The sequence below is a fragment of the Mesorhizobium sp. AR07 genome (assembly GCF_024746815.1).
Lineage (GTDB): Bacteria > Pseudomonadota > Alphaproteobacteria > Rhizobiales > Rhizobiaceae > Mesorhizobium.
In genome coordinates this window covers 4,726,279-4,742,603 of record NZ_CP080525.1, presented here as the reverse complement: position 1 = coordinate 4,742,603, position 16,325 = coordinate 4,726,279, and the positions used below count along the sequence as shown (strand labels likewise).

Below are 16,325 nucleotides of genomic sequence, written 5' to 3'. Positions count from 1 at the left end.
GCAGGCAGTTGCCGGACGAGGGTATGACGATGAATTGGCTCAAGATCGCGACCGTGGCGGCCTTCGCAGGATGGCCTGGCATTGCGCTCGCAAAGGAGGCGGTCAGCTGCGGCGGCGCCGCCATGCTGGGTGGAGCGCAATTGAACTGCAGCCACGTCGAACCCCAGGCGCCGCCTCAGTTTTGTACGTATAGCTGGGCCTTGCACACGCCGGCAGGAGATCAGAAAATCGTCGAAGGCACCTTCATGTTGCCGCCCGGGGCTTCGAATGTCACCGTCTACCAGGGCAGCGGTTTCGACAGCGCGCTTTCCAATCCGATCGTGATCTGCCGCGGCGGCAAATGAGCATCGAAGCCTGGGAAGGCTCGCTCGCCGGCCGATTGGTGCTATAGGGCGGATCACGCTATTTTGAACAGGGCCTGCGAACGTCGCTTGGCGCCTGACGGCCAATTATTCGACGGACATCGACATGGACGGACCCAACCCCGACATCAAGCACCCGATCCCGATGCACACCCGCGTCGGCTTCCTCAAGGCACTGGTGAGCGCACCGAACATCGAGATCGGCGACTACACCTATTATGACGATCCGGACGGGCCGGACAAATTCGCCGAGAAATGCGTGCTGCACCACTATCCGTTCATTGGTGACAAGCTCATCATCGGCAGGTTCTGCGCCATAGCCGAGGGCGCGCGCTTCATCATGAACGGCGCCAACCACGCCATGTCCGGTTTTTCGACCTATCCGTTCAACATCTTCGGTCATGGCTGGGAAAAGGGTTTTGATCCGGCGACATGGACGAAGGAAGTGCGCGGCGACACGATGCTCGGCAATGATGTCTGGATCGGCATGGAGGCGGTGATCCTGCCCGGCGTGACGATCGGCCATGGCGCCATCGTCGCCGCGAAATCGGTGGTGACGCATGACGTGCCGTCCTATGCGATCGTCGCCGGCAACGCGGCCAAGGTGGTGAAGATGCGTTTCGACGACCGGACGATCAGGCGCCTGCTGGCAGTAGCATGGTGGGACTGGCCGGTAGACAAGATCGGCCGCAACCTCGATGCTATCCGGGGTGCCAATATTTCTCTTCTGGAGGCAGCAGCTTGAACGCTCTGAACAGCACTGTGATCGGCACCGAACTGTTTACGCGCGGGTGGATATTCATCCGCGGCGTGCCGGCAATGAAGTTCCTGCCGCCGGAGGGACCTCCGGAAATCGCCTTTGCCGGCCGTTCGAATGTCGGCAAGTCGTCGCTGATCAACGCGCTGGTCAATCAGAAGGGGCTGGCGCGCACCTCGAACACGCCGGGCCGCACGCAGGAGCTCAACTACTTCGTGCCGGATGGATTTTCCGGCGAGGGCGCCGACCTGCCGCCCTTGGCGCTGGTCGACATGCCGGGCTATGGCTACGCCACCGCGCCGAAGGAGAAGGTCGACGAATGGACCAAGCTGGTCTTCGACTATCTCAAGGGCCGCGTCACGCTGAAGCGGGTCTATGTGCTGATCGACGCCCGCCACGGCATCAAGGCCAAGGACGACGAAGTGCTGTCGCTGCTCGACAAGGCGGCGGTGTCCTACCAGATCGTGCTGACCAAGACCGACAAGATCAAGGTTGCCGGCGTGCCGCGGCTGATCGAGGAGACGCTGGCAAAGATCAAGAAGCGGCCGGCGGCGTTTCCGTTCGTTCTGGCGACGTCTTCGGAAAAGGCCGAGGGCCTCCAGGAATTGCAGGCCGCGATCGTGCTTGCCGCCAATGGTGGCTAGGTCAATTCCAGATGGCTAGCGCTTCGCCTCCAGTGCAATCATCTGGTGGCTTTCTTCCGCGGCAAGACTTTCGGTGCCGTAGGCCTTCAGGAACATGCCGACGCCCGACCTGACGATGTGGTCGATTTCATCCTGGCTCGGGGCTTTGGTGCGGTAAGCGAATATGCATTGGCGGAAAAGCCCGGCCAGGCACAGGTCGGTGAACTGATAGGCGGCAAGATCGACATCGTCGATCCGCAGCAGGCCGCGCTCGATGGCGGCATTGAAAAAGACCATCAACTTGTCATGGCCGCGTTTGGGGCCGCGTTCGTAGAAACGCGCGCCAAGTTCCGGAATCCGGTCGGAGGCGCCGATCACCGTGCGCTGCGCCTGGATGACCTTGGCCGACGTGATCTTGAGGGCAAGAACCTTGCCGAACTTCACCAGCGTCTCGCGCAGGTCGTCGGCGTTATCAAGCACGTCATACATGTTCTTGAAGATCGTGCCGCGCTCTTCCTCGATCAGCGCTTCGAACAGTTCTTCCTTGTTGGCGAAGTAGACATAGATCGTGCCCTTGGAGACACCGGCCTCGCGGGTGATGTCGTTCATGGAGGCGGCTTCGAAGCCCTTGTCGATGAAGACACGACGCGCGCCGTCGATGATCTGGCTGCGCTTGACCGGATCCTGGCCCGCTGCCGGGCGCCCACGTCGCAGGCTCTCCGGCAAATCGCACGGGTCCGTGTCAACATTGGGTAAGGTTTCGGCCATAGAGTGACACCTCGAAAATAATTCGAACCGACCGGTTCGATTGCCCTTGATATGGCCCTCTTTACGCGCTATGTCAACGGCCGGATCGAACCGAACGGTTCAGTATTATAATTTTAGAGAGATGTCATGTCCTCCAACGCGCCGAGCACCGCCGAAGTCCGTCCTTTCCCCAATGCCAAGGTCGCGCCTGCGACCGAAGCGCCGGAAATGCCTGTCCAGCCTGCCATACCCGCGCCGGTCGAAGCGCCGGCCAGGAAGAAGCGCTCGCCGCGCTCGTTTCTGCTGCCGATCATCGGCCTTGCGCTGCTGAGCGCCGGCGCCTGGTACGGCTACAATTACTGGACCACGGGCCGCTTCATGATTTCGACGGACGACGCCTATGTCCAGGCCGACATGGCATTCATCTCGCCGAAGATTTCGGGCTATGTCGATCAGGTCAGGGTGAGCGAGAACCAGCTGGTCAAGGCCGGCGACCCGCTGCTCGTCGTCGATGACGGCGACTACAGAATAGCCGTTGCCCAGGCCGAGGCGCAGATCGCCACGCTGAGCAAGACGCTCGACCGTATCGACGCCCAGACCGAAGCGGCGCGGGCCTCGCTGCAGCAGGCGCAGGCGCAGAAGGTCGCCGACCAGGCCGCGGCCGACAATGCGGCGAAGGTCGAGGCGCGCGCCTCGCAACTGCTCAAGACACATGTCGGCACGCAGGCGCAGCTGGACGACGCCCAGACGGCGGTCCAGCAGGCCAATGCGGCGCTTGTCGGCGCCGACGCTCAGATCGCCGCGGCACAGGCCAATATCGGCGTGCTGCAGGCGCAGCGCGCCGAATCGGCGAGCACGCTCGCATCGCTGCAGCTGGCCCGCGACAAGGCTTTGCGCGATCTTTCCTTCACCGTGCTCAAGGCGCCTTATGACGGCGTCGTCGGCAACCGCTCGGTCGAACAGGGCGATCTCGTCAGCCCCGGCCAGAAGCTCGCCGTCATCGTGCCGATGGACAAGCTCTACATCGTCGCCAACTTCAAGGAGACACAGCTTGCCCGGCTGGTTCCCGGCCAGAAGGTCAAGGTCTCGGTCGATGCGACCGACGGCCAGGACTTCGAAGGAACCGTCTCGTCGCTGGCGCCGGCTTCGGGTGCCGTGTTCTCGCTGCTGCCGCCTGAAAACGCCACCGGCAACTTCACCAAGGTCGTGCAGCGCGTTCCCGTTCGCATCGACGTGCCGGCGGACGTGCTCAAGACCGGCAGGCTGCGCGCGGGCCTGAGCGTCGTCGTCGCCGTCGACAGCCGCACCGCGCCGGCCGCGTCGAACTGAGCGGCCGCCGGGGAGCAATGCCATGGCAACCGCAACCCTGACAGCAGGAGCGCCGCCGGCGATGCCGGCGGTGCCGGATACCATCTCGACGCGGCGCCTCATCGCCTTCCTGGCGATGGTGTTCGGCATGTTCATGGCGATCCTGGACATCCAGATCGTCTCGGCCTCATTGGCCGAGATCCAGGCGGGCTTGAGCGCCAGCTCGGATGAAATCCCCTGGGTGCAGACCGCCTATCTGATTGCCGAGGTCATCATGATCCCGCTGTCCGGCTTCCTCAGCCGGATGCTGTCGACACGTGTCCTGTTCGCCGCTTCGGCGGCGGGCTTCACCGCGGCGAGCGCATTGGCGGCGACCGCCACCAACATCGACCAGATGATCGTCTACCGCGCCATCCAGGGCTTCATCGGCGGCGGCATGATTCCCAGCGTTTTCGCCGCCGCCTTCACCATCTTTCCGCCGTCGCGCCGCGCCATGGTGTCGCCGATGATCGGTCTGGTGGCGACGCTGGCGCCGACCATCGGTCCGACCGTCGGCGGTTACATCAGCCACGCCTTGTCCTGGCACTGGCTGTTCCTCATCAATGTCGTGCCCGGCATTCTGGTGACGGCCGCGACCTGGACGCTGATCGACTTCGACAAGCCCAATCTCAAGCTGTTCAGCAAATTCGACTGGTGGGGGCTTCTCGGCATGGCGGCCTTCCTCGGTTCCCTGGAGTATGTGCTCGAGGAAGGTCCCAACAACGACTGGCTGCAGGATCAAGCGGTGTTCATCTGCGCCATCGTCATGAGCGTCGGCGCGGTGCTGTTCTTCTGGCGTGTGTTCACCGCCGAGGAGCCTATCGTCGACCTGAAAGCCTTCACCAACATCAACTTCGCCTTCGGCTCGCTGTTCTCCTTCGTCATCGGCATCGGCCTCTATGGCCTGACCTATCTCTACCCGGTGTTCCTCGGACGCATCCGTGGCTACGATTCCCTGATGATCGGCGAAGCGCTGTTCGTCAGCGGCCTGGCCATGTTCGCCACCGCGCCCATTTCCGGCATCCTGTCGCGCAAGATGGACCTGCGCGTAATGATGATGATCGGCCTCTTCGGCTTTGCCGCCGGCACCTGGCGCATGACCTATCTGACCGCCGACTGGGATTTCTGGGAGTTGCTGGTGCCACAGATCCTGCGCGGCTGCTCGATGATGCTGTGCATGGTGCCGATCAACAACATCGCGCTCGGCACCTTGCCGCCGGAACGGCTGAAGAATGCGTCGGGCCTGTTCAACCTCACCCGTAACCTCGGCGGTGCCGTTGGCCTTGCCATCATCAACACGGTGCTGATCGATCGCAATGCGTTCCACTACGCAAGGCTGTCGGAGCATGTCCAATGGGGCAGCGCCGCGGCGCAGCAAAAGCTGCAGAACATGACGCTCGACTTCCAGCAGAATCCGGGCCTGGATGCCTCCAAGGCCGCGATCTCGAAGCTGTCGGGCATGGTGTTGCAGCAGGCGACGCTGCTGTCGTTCATGGACGTGTTCTATCTGCTGACGGCGCTGTTCGCGACAATGGCGTTCTTCACCATGGTCATCAGGAAGCCGGCGCCGGCGGGCGGCGGGGGCGGCGGACATTGAACCCAAAACGTGGGCGGCGGTTTTCGGGATGCTCCTCCAGTCCAGACCGGGAAAGCTCTGACCACGCAAAAAAACTCCGGGCCGCAAGCCCGGAGTTTTTTCGTATTCCGACTGGAACGGTTCGCCGTTTCACGGAAACGCCGAACCGCTCTATCTCTTTGTTTTAACGCAATCCCTAAGGGAAAGCGCTACGCGCTTTTCCCGGGAAAACCGTTTCACACTTTCCTGGAATTGCTCCAATGCATGTCGCTCAAAATTCGCCCCGGTTTTGAGACAGCGGCATGCATGAAAACAAAGACTTAAAGCGCGTCAGGCCGTGGCGGGCTTGAAGGTCAGCGCCACGCCGTTGATGCAGTGGCGCAGGCCGGTCGGCGCCGGGCCGTCGTCGAAGACGTGGCCGAGATGGCCGCCGCAACGACGGCAATGCGCCTCGGTGCGGGTCATGCCGAGCGACCTGTCCACGGTCGTGCCGATGGCCTTGGGAATCTCCTGCCAGAAGCTCGGCCAGCCGGTGCCGGAATCGAACTTCGTCTCGGAGGGATAGACCGGCAGGTCGCAGCCAGCACAGGCAAAGACGCCCTTGCGGTGTTCGTTGAGCAGCGGGCTGGTGCCGGGATATTCCGTGCCTTGCTTGCGCAGCACGTCAAAGGCGGCCGGCGACAGGATGGCTTTCCACTCGGCATCGGTCTTGGTGACCTCGAATTTTTCGGCCGCCAGCGCTGCCTGCGGACTGCCCATGTGCAGCACCGCTGCCGCGGCCCCGGCGACGCCGATGGCGGCGACACCGCTCAAAAGAAAATCGCGACGGTTCATGACCAGTTCCTCCTGTCGTCTCTTTGCCAAACTATACCGCCACGCGGAAATCAAAAGCCGGTGACGGTGGCCCTCAGACGAACACTCCGCGCCGTTCCACATCTGAACGTGGGCGGCGCGGAGTGCGCGGTCGATTGCGGGTCATGGGAGCGAGACCATGCAATCGACGGAAGGCCCTTGCTGCAATTTCGCTTGCAGCAAGCCGTTTGTTACATCTTCGCCCCTCTTTTACATTTTGGGGAGCAGCACCTTGTCGATGACATGGATGACGCCATTGGACTGCTCGACATCGGCGATCGTCACATTGGCGACATTGCCGTTCTCGTCGGTGACGGTGACCTTGCCGCCGTCGGCCTTGAGCGACAGTTCGCAGCCGCCAACCGTCTTGACCTTGTGGGTGCCGCCATCGGCCTTGGCCATCGCGGCCACGTCCGCTCCCATCGCCTTGGCGGCGATGACATGGCAGGTCAGGATCTTGACGAGCTTGTCCTTGTTCTCGGGCTTGAGCAGCGTCTCGACCGTGCCGGCCGGCAGTGCCGCAAAGGCTTCGTTGGTCGGCGCGAACACGGTGAAGGGACCGGCGCCCTGCAAGGTTTCGACCAGGCCGGCAGCCTTGACGGCGGCGACCAGCGTCGTGTGGTCCTTCGAATTGACGGCGTTCTCGACGATGTTCTTGTTGGCATACATGGCGGCACCGCCAACCATCGGATTTTCGGCATAGGCCGCGGTGGCAAGGGCGGAAACAGCGATCGTGCTGGCGAGCAAAAGGGTGGCGAATCTACGCATGATGTCAAACTCCTCGGGTTCTTCTCTTCCCATTTTTGGGGACGCGAGGAGATACGGGCCACAAATGCGTGAGTTTCAGAATATTGAGATTTTTTATTTTATTTGTGCCGCCGAAGAGATTTTCACGCGCAATGGCTTGCCGGCTAACATGCTGTCTCTGGACACATGCAGCGAAGGATAGACTTTCGGTAGTCTATTTTAATCGTGCGGACGCGAAAAGCCGTCAGATGCTCTTCAGGTCGCCCGCCGCGACCACCGGTCCGGTCGGCTGGCCAGTCGGCGAACCGCCCGCCGGCTCAAGGCTGACGGCGAGCACCGCGCCCTGGGCGAGTTTTTGCTGGGCCGCGGGCGAGACGACGATATGCGCTGTCGCGCCGGCCGGGATGACACCCATGGAGACCGGCGGGTTCTTGCCCTCGATCATCCAAAGCTCGAAGTCCTTGCCGGCGGCACGCTCACCGGAGACATGAGACAGGCCGACCTCGTGATGCGCGGCATCGTAGACGGCGAGATATTTGACGTCGCTGCCATCGGCGGCCAGCGAGGCGACGAGCCGCGGCTGCGGCTGTGCCACCGGCGGGTTGAGATAGGGCACGGCAATGTAGATCGCCAACGCGGCGACCGCCGCTGTGGCAAGGCCACGCCAGAAGGCCAGGCTGGACCACAGCCCGCGCGATTGAGCCTGCGTGGCCACGGCCGCGGTGGACGCGAACAGTCGGCGATCGACGGCAGCCTTGACCGAAGCCGGCGGCTCGATGTCCGGGTAGGCGGCGGCCAGCGGCGAAAGATCGACCTCCCAGCCGTCGACAAGGCGGGCGAATCCGGTCTCCGCGTCGATGCGCCGGGACGCGATCTGCCGCTCGTCCGCCGACAGCACGCCGAGAACGTATTCGGCGGCGAGCAGGTCGTCGCCTCCACGTTCCGGTCTGTTGTCTTCTGCCAGCGTCATCTTTCCAGACATTCTCTGAGTTTCAACAGGCTGCGGCGCAGCCAGGTACGCATCGTGTTCAACGGCACGCCATGGCGCTCCGCCAGCTCGGCGTAGCTTTCGCCCTTGAGATAGGCGCCCCGAACGGCCGCCGCCCGGTCTTTTTCCAGTTCATCGAGACAATGATGAATGCGTTCGGCTTCGCCGCCCGCCACCACCATGGCTTCCGGTCCCGGCGTCGGATCGGCCACGTCGAGCGCGGCATCGATATCGGCGGCAGGCTTGCGTCGCGCCCTTATGCGATCGATCGCATGGTTGCGCGCGACCGCCACCAGCCAGGAGATCGGGCTCAGATCGGAAACAGCAAAACGGTCTGCCTTCATCCATATCTTGACGAAGACTTCCTGCAGCGCTTCTTCCGCATCTCCCCGATCGTTCAATACACGAAGGCAGACGCCGAAAAGTTTCGCGCTGGTCTGCCTGTAGAGCAGGTCGAACGCGGCCCGGTCCTTCATCGAAGTCCGGACGATCAGCTTGGTGATGTCCTGCGGCGTCATGCGAGCCAAATTAGGCAATTGCGATGTATTTGCAACGATGGAAACAGTCTTGTGCGCCTAAAGTTCCCGGCTTTGGTCGCCCGGGTTCCGTCCGCCGATTGCCACTGAAATCGCCATTGGCTCCGTTTTTCCGTTTAAGCATGATCTCGTCCCGAAAACCGGTTTCCACTTTTCGGGATCATGCTCCGTCTTTCCGTTTGAGCATGATCTCCTCCGAAAACCGGTTTCCACTTTTCGGGATCATGCTCTAGCTTGCCTGTCGTGACGGGGGGACGCGCATGTCGGTTGAGCATACTCTGTGGGCGCAAGACGCGACCGGCCTCGCTGACCTGGTCCGCAAGGGCGAGGTCTCGCCGGTCGAACTGACCGAGGCGGCGATCGCCCGCGCCGAGGCCACGCGTCCCGACATCAACGCCACCGCCGAGCCGCTCTATGATGCCGCACGCGCCCGCGCGAAGACCGTCGACCGCTCGCTGCCGCTGGCCGGCGTTCCCTTCGCCATCAAGGACCTCGGCATCGCCATCAAGGGTGTGCCGACGCATGGCGGCAGCCGCATTCCGGCATGGCTGGCCGATGTCAATTCGGTGCTGACCGACCGCTATCTCGCCGCCGGGCTCATTCCGATCGTCACCTCGACGTCGCCGGAACATGGGCTGCGGCTGATGACCGAATCCACGGCCTTCGGCATCACCCGCAATCCCTGGAACACCGGTCACACCAGCGGCGGCTCGTCGGGCGGTGCTGCGGCACTGGTCGCAGCCGGCGTGGTGCCGGTGGCGCATGCCTCGGATGGCGGCGGCTCGATCCGCGTGCCCGCCGCCTGCACCGGGCTTGTCGGCCTGAAGACGTCGCGCGGCCGCATACCGCTGACGCCGTTGGTGAGCGAGAGCTGGTATGGCATGGTGGTCGACCATGCGCTCACCCGCTCGGTGCGCGATTGCGCGCTGTTGCTCGACCTCACCCACGGTCCCGACCTTTTGTCGCCCTATGCCGCGCCGCCGCCGAAAGGCAGCTTCGCTGCGGCTGCCGCGCGCGATCCCGGCAAGCTCAGGCTGGCCGTGTACCGCAAGTCGCCGCTTGGCCTGCCGGTCTCGGCCGAGACGCTTGTCGCTCTCGACACGGCGGTGGCGCTCGCCCGCGAGGGCGGCCATACGGTCGAGGACATCGATCTGCCGTTTATCGGACGCGATTTCTTCGCTGATTTTGCCAGCAGCGTGGCCTCTGCCGTCGCCGGCACAATGCGGGCCGAAACGCTGCGCGTCGGCCGTTCGGTTCTGGGCGACATCGAGCGGACGACACGTGTGCTCGCCCGCCTCGGCGAACTCGTGTCGGCCGGCGAGACCTATGCCGGCCTGCAGCGGCTGCACGCCACCTCGCGCCGGCTGATCGCCGAGACCGCGCACTATGATGCCGTGCTGATGCCGGTCATCGCGCACCCGCCGCTCGCCTGCGGCGCGATGGATCCGAAAGGTGCCGACGAACTCATCGAGAACCTGCTCGACAAGCTTCACCTGACGCCCTTGCTGAAGCTGAAATCACTGTTCGGCCAGTTGATGGACAAGAGCCTGTGTTTCACCCATTGGCCGGCGATCCAGAATGTCAGCGGCCAGCCGTCGATCGCGCTGCCCGTCCATGTCACCGAAGCCGGCTTGCCGCTCGGCATCCAGGCCGCGGGCCGCCCAGGCGACGAGGAGACTCTGTTGTCGCTTGCCGCGCAGATGGAGAAGATCTCGGGTTGGCTGGGTCGAAGGGCGCCGCTGAGGGTGCCGTCATGATGACGTCGTCGTGAGACGCCCGAATATGACAGCAAAGCCATTTGCCCCTCGCCCCAATTCCCGCTAAGACGCCGCCGTCCTTTCCAGTAAGCCGGGAACCACGCCGATGACGGAGATAACCGCCACCGCCGAAATGCAGGCAGCCCTGCTTTCGCGGGCGCTGCCCTACATGCAGCGCTACGAGCACAAGACGGTCGTGGTGAAATATGGCGGCCACGCCATGGGCGATATCGAGCTCGGCAAGGCGTTCGCGCGCGACATCGCGCTGTTGAAGCAATCCGGCGTCAATCCGATCGTCGTGCATGGCGGCGGGCCGCAGATCGGCGCCATGCTGGCCAAGATGGGCATTGAATCGAAGTTCGAAGGCGGCCTGCGCGTCACCGACCAGAAGACGGTCGAGATCGTCGAGATGGTGCTGGCCGGCTCGATCAACAAGGAGATCGTGGCGCTGATCAACGCCGAAGGCGAATGGGCGATCGGCCTGTGCGGCAAGGACGGCAACATGGTCTTCGCCGAAAAGGCGCGCAAGACGATGATCGACCCGGACTCCAACATCGAGCGCGTGCTCGATCTCGGCTTCGTCGGCGAGCCGGTCGAGGTCGACCGCACCTTGCTGGACCTTTTGGCGCGCTCGGAAATGATCCCGGTGCTGGCGCCGGTGGCGCCCGGCCGCGACGGCCACACCTACAACATCAATGCCGACACCTTCGCTGGCGCCATTGCCGGCGCCTGCCAGGCAACACGCCTGCTGTTCCTCACCGATGTGCCGGGTGTGCTCGACAAGAACAAGAAGCTGATCGACGAACTGACCGTGGCCGAGGCCAAGGCGCTGATCAAGGACGGCACCGTGTCGGGCGGCATGATCCCCAAGGTCGAAACCTGCATCCAGGCGATCGAGCGCGGCGTCGAAGGCGTCGTCATCCTCAACGGCAAGACGCCGCATGCGGTGCTGCTTGAACTGTTCACCGAACACGGCGCCGGCACGCTGATCGTACCCTGAGCGGCCGTCGCCGGCGGCTCGGTCGGCAGGCAGTTGCGCTTCGGCGTTACGCGACAACGCGGCTTCGGCCGGCTTGCGTTCAGGGCGTCGAACGGTCATCGATTCCTCCTCGGCGTCCTGCGGCGCGCCCCAGAATTCGGCCAGCGTCGGGCCGTCTTTCGCCCGGCCGTCGCGAACCAGAAAACCCCAGACTTCGCGGAACCAGACACGACGGCCCATCCGCGTATACCAGCGCATCGAATGCCGCTGCTCGGGGTCCTTGTGGAACAGGATGCGGGCCAGCGCCTTCGGCCGCGACTGCACCGCCAGTTCGATCAGCTTGACGCTGAAGAACAGCATCCATGGCTTCAACCGCGGCATCCGCAGCACCTGGTGCTTGTAATCCCACAGCCGGGCATCCTTCTGGATCACCTTGCGGTCCCGGGCGATCCTGAAGAACGGTGTCCAGCGATGCGGCGTCACATACAGCGCCTGGATCTGGTCGGGATCATAGGCGATGAGCTGGCGAAAGCCGCGCCACAGATCGCGAAACCCCTCATCCTCGAAGCCGGCCACCCAGGTCGCCATCGACAGGATGCCGTGCAGGCGCAACAGCCTTATCGCCTCGCGGTCGGATGAGGTGCTGCCGCCCTTGCGGATCAATTGAAGCGTCTGTTCGTCGGTGTTTTCCATGCCGAGCAGCCAGCGGATGACGCCGGCCTTGCGGTAGAGACGCAGGATGTCCGCATCGCGCACGATGTCGTCGGCGCGGGTCGAGCCGACGATCAGCACCGGCACGTTCTCGGCAATCATCGCGTCGAGAAAAGCCCGCCAGGCCTTCTTCGAAACGGTCGGGTTCTCGTCGGCGAGGTTGACCAGCTCGACGCCGTGCTCGCGGTGCAGCCAGGCGATCTCCTTGGCGAATTCTAAGGGATCGCGATGGCGCCAACGGGTCCAGAAGCCGCGCTGGCCGCAATAGTTGCACAGATGCGGGCAGCCGCGCGAAAACTGCATGACCACGGCACGCTTGCCGCCCCAATAGCTGTAGCTGGTATGGTCGATCAGCTCCCAGCCGACGCGATAGGCATCGAGATCGGCGATGGTCATGGCCGGTTGCGTGGCGAAGGGACGGCGCAGATCGTCGCGAAAGGCGATGCCGGCCACGCTCGCCGGCGGCTGATGCATTTCCAGCGCCTCGACCAGGGCCACGACGGTCGCCTCGCCCTCGCCGCGCACGATGAAGTCGAAGACATCGGTTCCAGCCAGGATGTCGCGCCAGTGATAGGTCGGGAAGACACCGCCATAGATGATGATGGTCGCCGGTTCGCGCTCCTTGATCATCCGCGCGATCAGCAAGGCGGTGGGGTGAGCCGAGGTCGAGCCGGAATGGCCGATCAGGACGAAGTCGGGGCCATCGTCCAGTGCATTGCGCACCACAATGTCGAGCGGCATCGGCCCGAATTCGGCGTCGACCAGTCGCACCTCGTGGCCGGCATCGATCAGCGGGCCGCCCAACGCCAGCAGGCCGAGCGGCGGCAGATGATCGTCCGGCACGCGGCTGCCGATGGCGGTGTGCGGCGGATTGATCAGGACGATCTTCATGGCGGACCTCTTGGGCTGATGGTCCGCGGATGCTGGCCGGCGATGTGGACAGGCGCTTGGCCCGTTTCAGCAGTTTGCGTGCAGCTTTTCGGCAGGGATGCCGTGGGCAGGCGCTATCACCGCCTGAGGTGGCCGAGCGGCCCAAGTACTGGCACGCCGGTCATGCCGTGAGACGGCTCATTGACAAGCCGCGCGGCACGCTTTGTTATCCATTTTCTCATCGGTATGGACTTTTCATAACCTATAGATTATATTCTTGGGGAGTTCCGTGAGAATTTGGGTGCGCAGCGGGCCTGGGTTTCATGCCGGAAACGAGATTGAGCAATGGTTGCGCCAAGTGATCGACAGCAACCACGCCGCCGCTGTGATCGGCTGCCTTTTTGAACTCTCCGACATCAGGCGAAACGGATTTATCGATCGGAGACATCTTTGGCAGCAGGAAGGCTTCAAGGATGTATGGACCTTTCGCTCTCTGTCGTTCCGCATCGCAGCCACTATCCCAGGCGATGGGCGCGCTGAGACCTATGATTTTTGCCTCATTGGATCCGAGAGGACGACCGCGGCGGATGGCGGCAAGGCAACGAAAACGGAATTTCTCGACCTGGTGAAATGGCGATTGTCGGTCGGATCGGAATTGGAATGGACCCTGTGAACGATCATGATTCAAGGTTGCTCGCCGATATAGAGCATGACGGCGCCTATGCCGCCGCTCTCCTGCGTGTGCGCGCCGCGCGCGAGACCGCTGCCCTGCTGCGCGATTTGCGCAAGCGGGCCGGCTTGACCCAACAGGCGATCGCGTCAAAGCTTGGCGTCAGCCAAGCACGGATTTCGCAGGTCGAAAGCGGCGTGCTGGACCATCTCCCGCCTTTGGATTTCATCTATCTGTTCACCGATGCCTGCGGGGCGCGGTTGACATTGAGCACGCAGGATAAGGAAGCGGTGGCCGCTGTGCCGATGGCGGCACGGACGGTGGGCGAAGACGAGGATGCCGTCGAGGGTCGCTGGCCGGCCGTCACTGATGCTGCCTCGACGCGACACATAGAAACGTACCATGTTGTTGCGCATGACACGGAGTTTGGGCCGGAAAGAATAACGCGCGACATTCCCGATCTGTCGCAAGAGGCTCTGAAGAATCTCGACGAAAACGGGATCGTCAGGGTTGGCTCGCATATGGAGCCCGGAGACATTCTGGTCGGTAAAATCACGCCGCAGGGCGAAAATTCGATGACGCCGGAAGAGAAACTCCTTCGCGCCATATTCGGCGAGAAGGCAACGGATGTTCGCGATACGTCCTTGCGAGTGCCATCAGGGATTTTCGGAACTGTTACAGGCGTGCATGATGACAACCGTTCGAGCGAAAGGTCGATCAGGATCGATCTCGAACTTGAGAAGGAGCTGCCGGCCGGCGCTGTCGGATCGGCTGCGATGACGCAAGAACTCGCCGCACGCGGCGGTATGTTCGAAGCAGGCATTCCGGAAAGCTTCAACGTTCTCGTCAAGGAAATGCGGTCGCTCGGGCTTGCAGTCGAGCCGCCGGCCGCGCCTACACGAACGCCGAAACCAGCATCGAAGCCGCCGGGCGCGGGCAAGACGCACGGCAGCGCTGAGCAGGACGACTGATGGAACCTCTGTCCGGATTTTCCTGGACGACATGGCTGATGCTGGCCGGCGGGGTCAGTGGCTTCTTTGCCGCTATCATGATGGCGGCACCGGCATTCCTGTCGATCGACTCGAGAGGAACACTCATCAAACTCACGCAACTGAAGCTCGCGGTCGACAATCAGGCACTTCTTGCCGAACAGGAGAAGACGTTGCTGCAGAAAGCGCTGAAGGAACTGGCGCAGGAGAAGCGCTATTTGCAACGGGGTTTGACCCTGTTGGCGATCTCGTTCGCCCTGACAATCGCGGGTACCTTGGTCGACGGCGACAGGCCGGCTGTCGCGGTCGAGTCCAACGCGCACTGAGACCGCAAACCCGGAACGCCGAACGGACGTCCGATCACCGCCTGAGGTGGCCGAGCGGCACGTGGCCGGGTCCCTTGATGTTCTGCAGCACCAGCTGGGTGTGGACGTCGCGCACGCCGTCGAGCCGCATCAGCCGGTGCATGACGAAGGCGTTGAGCTCGTCGACCGACGGCACCATGACATGCAGCAGGAAATCGTGGTCGCCGGTCATCGTCCAGCATGACGACACCTCGTCCATGCGCTGCACCGCGGCAATGAAGCTTTCGGGCGAGCCGTCGCTGTGGCTGGTGAGGCGCACCTCGATGAACACCTCGACCATCAGCCCGACCGCGCGGCGGCTGATCACCGCGGCAAAGCCCTTGATGATGCCGGCCTCCTGCAGCGCCTCGAAACGGCGCGCGCACGGCGTCGTCGACAGGCCGATTTCTTGCGCCAGCTCGGACACCGGCTTGCGCCCGTCGCGCTGCAGGACATCGAGCATCTTGATCTCGAAATCATCGAACTGAGGCATTTTCACTCCGATCAAATATTTTCTGAGTGAATATTACCCAAAATATCGCGTTCTAGCCATCATCAAAACCGATTTGCCTCGACAAATCCAGTTAACCTCGCGGCACGTCAGCCATTCATGATTTGCAGGGAGAAAAACCATGACGACGATGAGTGTTGCCGAATATGCCCGCGACTGCGCGGTGCAGGGCCTGCGCGGCGACTATTCGGTCTGCCGCGCCGATTTCACCGTGGCGCAAGGTTACGATTACAGCGCCGAGAAGCAGGCGGTGTGGCGCATGCTGTGCGACCGCCAGACCAAACTGACGCGCAAGCTCGCCCACCACTCCTATCTCGATGGCGTCGAGAAGCTCGGCCTGCTCGATCGCATTCCCGACTTCGACGATATCAGCGTCAAGCTGCGCAAGCTGACCGGATGGGAAATCGTCGCCGTGCCTGGTCTCATTCCCGCGGCACCTTTCTTCGACCATCTCGCCAACCGCCGCTTCCCGGTCACCAACTGGCTGCGGACCAGGCAGGAGCTCGACTACATCGTCGAGCCGGACATGTTCCATGACTTCTTCGGCCATGTCCCGGTGCTGTCGCAGCCGGTATTCGCTGACTTCATGCAGATGTATGGCCAGAAGGCCGGCGACATCATCGCGCTGGGCGGCGACGAGATGATCACCCGGCTCTACTGGTACACGGCCGAATACGGCCTGATGCAGGAGAGCGGCCAGCCACTGAAGGCCTTTGGCGCCGGTCTAATGTCGTCGTTCACCGAATTGCAGTTCGCCGTCGACGGCAAGGACGCCCACCATGTGCCCTTCGACCTCGAAACGGTGATGCGGACCGGCTACGAGATCGACAAGTTCCAGCGCGCCTATTTCGTGCTGCCGTCGTTCGATGCCTTGCGCGATGCCTTCCAGTCCGCCGACTTCGAGGCGATCGTCGCCCGCCGCAAGGGCCAGCCGGCGCTCGACCCGGCGACGGTCTGAC

Annotated in this window: 15 protein-coding genes and 3 pseudogenes; 11 read left to right on the top strand and 7 right to left on the bottom strand. The window is 62.9% G+C overall.

The window, feature by feature from the left end:
• Nucleotides 1-29: 29 nt before the first annotated feature.
• From BPNPMPFG_RS23950 to yihA, 3 genes are all read left to right on the top strand, one after another.
• Nucleotides 30-344: a hypothetical protein gene (locus tag BPNPMPFG_RS23950; protein WP_258591105.1), complete on the top strand. Its 315-nt coding sequence runs from the start codon at nucleotides 30-32 to the stop codon at nucleotides 342-344.
• Between the two features lie 124 nt (nucleotides 345-468).
• On the top strand, nucleotides 469-1,107 hold the full coding sequence (locus BPNPMPFG_RS23945) for a CatB-related O-acetyltransferase (RefSeq protein ID WP_258591104.1): 639 nt from the start codon (nucleotides 469-471) through the stop codon (nucleotides 1,105-1,107).
• The gene (yihA, locus tag BPNPMPFG_RS23940; protein ID WP_258591103.1) at nucleotides 1,104-1,763 is read left to right on the top strand and encodes a ribosome biogenesis GTP-binding protein YihA/YsxC; all 660 of its coding nucleotides are present in this window, start codon (nucleotides 1,104-1,106) and stop codon (nucleotides 1,761-1,763) included. The genes BPNPMPFG_RS23945 and yihA overlap by 4 nt, the downstream gene beginning before the upstream one ends.
• Before the next feature lie 15 nt (nucleotides 1,764-1,778).
• Here the strand turns inward: yihA and BPNPMPFG_RS23935 are convergent, their stop codons facing one another.
• The gene (locus tag BPNPMPFG_RS23935) at nucleotides 1,779-2,510 is read right to left on the bottom strand and encodes a TetR/AcrR family transcriptional regulator (RefSeq protein ID WP_258591102.1); all 732 of its coding nucleotides are present in this window, start codon (nucleotides 2,508-2,510) and stop codon (nucleotides 1,779-1,781) included.
• 126 nt (nucleotides 2,511-2,636) lie between these two features.
• Between BPNPMPFG_RS23935 and BPNPMPFG_RS23930 the strand changes: the two genes are divergently transcribed.
• Together BPNPMPFG_RS23930 and BPNPMPFG_RS23925 are read left to right on the top strand one after the other, a co-directional pair.
• Nucleotides 2,637-3,818, top strand: a complete 1,182-nt coding sequence (locus BPNPMPFG_RS23930; RefSeq protein ID WP_258591101.1) for an HlyD family secretion protein — start codon at nucleotides 2,637-2,639, stop codon at nucleotides 3,816-3,818.
• Nucleotides 3,819-3,840: 22 nt separating this feature from the next.
• Nucleotides 3,841-5,433, top strand: coding sequence for a DHA2 family efflux MFS transporter permease subunit (locus BPNPMPFG_RS23925; protein WP_258591100.1), 1,593 nt, complete (start codon nucleotides 3,841-3,843; stop codon nucleotides 5,431-5,433).
• Nucleotides 5,434-5,742: 309 nt separating this feature from the next.
• Here the strand turns inward: BPNPMPFG_RS23925 and msrB are convergent, their stop codons facing one another.
• The 4 genes from msrB to BPNPMPFG_RS23905 form a co-directional block, all read right to left on the bottom strand.
• Nucleotides 5,743-6,246, bottom strand: coding sequence for a peptide-methionine (R)-S-oxide reductase MsrB (gene msrB, locus BPNPMPFG_RS23920; protein WP_258591099.1), 504 nt, complete (start codon nucleotides 6,244-6,246; stop codon nucleotides 5,743-5,745).
• A 228-nt stretch (nucleotides 6,247-6,474) separates the two neighbouring features.
• Nucleotides 6,475-7,032, bottom strand: a complete 558-nt coding sequence (locus tag BPNPMPFG_RS23915) for a fasciclin domain-containing protein (RefSeq protein WP_258591098.1) — start codon at nucleotides 7,030-7,032, stop codon at nucleotides 6,475-6,477.
• Between the two features lie 223 nt (nucleotides 7,033-7,255).
• Nucleotides 7,256-7,981: an anti-sigma factor gene (locus BPNPMPFG_RS23910; RefSeq protein ID WP_258591097.1), complete on the bottom strand. Its 726-nt coding sequence runs from the start codon at nucleotides 7,979-7,981 to the stop codon at nucleotides 7,256-7,258.
• On the bottom strand, nucleotides 7,978-8,517 hold the full coding sequence (locus BPNPMPFG_RS23905) for a sigma-70 family RNA polymerase sigma factor (protein ID WP_258591096.1): 540 nt from the start codon (nucleotides 8,515-8,517) through the stop codon (nucleotides 7,978-7,980). Before BPNPMPFG_RS23905 ends, BPNPMPFG_RS23910 begins: the two co-directional genes overlap by 4 nt.
• A gap of 278 nt (nucleotides 8,518-8,795) precedes the next feature.
• On the opposite strand from BPNPMPFG_RS23905, the gene BPNPMPFG_RS23900 reads away from it, so the two are divergent.
• The gene (locus BPNPMPFG_RS23900; RefSeq protein ID WP_258591095.1) at nucleotides 8,796-10,292 is read left to right on the top strand and encodes an amidase; all 1,497 of its coding nucleotides are present in this window, start codon (nucleotides 8,796-8,798) and stop codon (nucleotides 10,290-10,292) included.
• Between the two features lie 106 nt (nucleotides 10,293-10,398).
• Nucleotides 10,399-11,292, top strand: a complete 894-nt coding sequence (gene argB, locus BPNPMPFG_RS23895) for an acetylglutamate kinase (RefSeq protein WP_258596892.1) — start codon at nucleotides 10,399-10,401, stop codon at nucleotides 11,290-11,292.
• Between the two features lie 75 nt (nucleotides 11,293-11,367).
• Here argB and bchE read toward each other — a convergent pair.
• Nucleotides 11,368-12,873 (bottom strand): annotated as a pseudogene (gene bchE / locus BPNPMPFG_RS23890) (magnesium-protoporphyrin IX monomethyl ester anaerobic oxidative cyclase); the annotation flags it as partial.
• 609 nt (nucleotides 12,874-13,482) lie between these two features.
• On the opposite strand from bchE, the pseudogene BPNPMPFG_RS23885 reads away from it, so the two are divergent.
• The 3 genes and pseudogenes from BPNPMPFG_RS23885 to BPNPMPFG_RS23875 form a co-directional block, all read left to right on the top strand.
• Nucleotides 13,483-13,719 (top strand): annotated as a pseudogene (locus BPNPMPFG_RS23885) (helix-turn-helix domain-containing protein); the annotation flags it as partial.
• A gap of 171 nt (nucleotides 13,720-13,890) precedes the next feature.
• Nucleotides 13,891-14,256, top strand: a pseudogene (locus BPNPMPFG_RS23880) (hypothetical protein); the annotation flags it as partial.
• A gap of 275 nt (nucleotides 14,257-14,531) precedes the next feature.
• Entirely contained in the window at nucleotides 14,532-14,837 is a 306-nt protein-coding gene (locus BPNPMPFG_RS23875) for a hypothetical protein (RefSeq protein WP_258591094.1), read from the top strand.
• Nucleotides 14,838-14,871: 34 nt separating this feature from the next.
• On the opposite strand, the gene BPNPMPFG_RS23870 is transcribed toward BPNPMPFG_RS23875, so the two are convergent.
• Nucleotides 14,872-15,348, bottom strand: coding sequence for an Lrp/AsnC family transcriptional regulator (locus tag BPNPMPFG_RS23870; protein WP_258591093.1), 477 nt, complete (start codon nucleotides 15,346-15,348; stop codon nucleotides 14,872-14,874).
• Nucleotides 15,349-15,487: 139 nt separating this feature from the next.
• Here BPNPMPFG_RS23870 and phhA point away from each other — a divergent pair, with 139 nt between their 5' ends.
• The gene (gene phhA, locus BPNPMPFG_RS23865; RefSeq protein WP_258591092.1) at nucleotides 15,488-16,324 is read left to right on the top strand and encodes a phenylalanine 4-monooxygenase; all 837 of its coding nucleotides are present in this window, start codon (nucleotides 15,488-15,490) and stop codon (nucleotides 16,322-16,324) included.
• The last annotated feature ends 1 nt before the right edge of the window (nucleotide 16,325 follow it).

Coding starts and splice junctions, on each gene's coding strand:
- BPNPMPFG_RS23950 (WP_258591105.1), top strand. CDS start 30: ATGAATTGGCTCAAGATCGCGACCGTGGCGGCCTTCGCAGGATGGCCT.
- BPNPMPFG_RS23945 (WP_258591104.1), top strand. CDS start 469: ATGGACGGACCCAACCCCGACATCAAGCACCCGATCCCGATGCACACC.
- BPNPMPFG_RS23935 (WP_258591102.1), bottom strand. CDS start 2,510: ATGGCCGAAACCTTACCCAATGTTGACACGGACCCGTGCGATTTGCCG.
- BPNPMPFG_RS23930 (WP_258591101.1), top strand. CDS start 2,637: ATGTCCTCCAACGCGCCGAGCACCGCCGAAGTCCGTCCTTTCCCCAAT.
- BPNPMPFG_RS23925 (WP_258591100.1), top strand. CDS start 3,841: ATGGCAACCGCAACCCTGACAGCAGGAGCGCCGCCGGCGATGCCGGCG.
- msrB (WP_258591099.1), bottom strand. CDS start 6,246: ATGAACCGTCGCGATTTTCTTTTGAGCGGTGTCGCCGCCATCGGCGTC.
- BPNPMPFG_RS23915 (WP_258591098.1), bottom strand. CDS start 7,032: ATGCGTAGATTCGCCACCCTTTTGCTCGCCAGCACGATCGCTGTTTCC.
- BPNPMPFG_RS23910 (WP_258591097.1), bottom strand. CDS start 7,981: ATGACGCTGGCAGAAGACAACAGACCGGAACGTGGAGGCGACGACCTG.
- BPNPMPFG_RS23905 (WP_258591096.1), bottom strand. CDS start 8,517: ATGACGCCGCAGGACATCACCAAGCTGATCGTCCGGACTTCGATGAAG.
- BPNPMPFG_RS23900 (WP_258591095.1), top strand. CDS start 8,796: ATGTCGGTTGAGCATACTCTGTGGGCGCAAGACGCGACCGGCCTCGCT.
- argB (WP_258596892.1), top strand. CDS start 10,399: ATGACGGAGATAACCGCCACCGCCGAAATGCAGGCAGCCCTGCTTTCG.
- BPNPMPFG_RS23875 (WP_258591094.1), top strand. CDS start 14,532: ATGCTGGCCGGCGGGGTCAGTGGCTTCTTTGCCGCTATCATGATGGCG.
- BPNPMPFG_RS23870 (WP_258591093.1), bottom strand. CDS start 15,348: ATGCCTCAGTTCGATGATTTCGAGATCAAGATGCTCGATGTCCTGCAG.
- phhA (WP_258591092.1), top strand. CDS start 15,488: ATGACGACGATGAGTGTTGCCGAATATGCCCGCGACTGCGCGGTGCAG.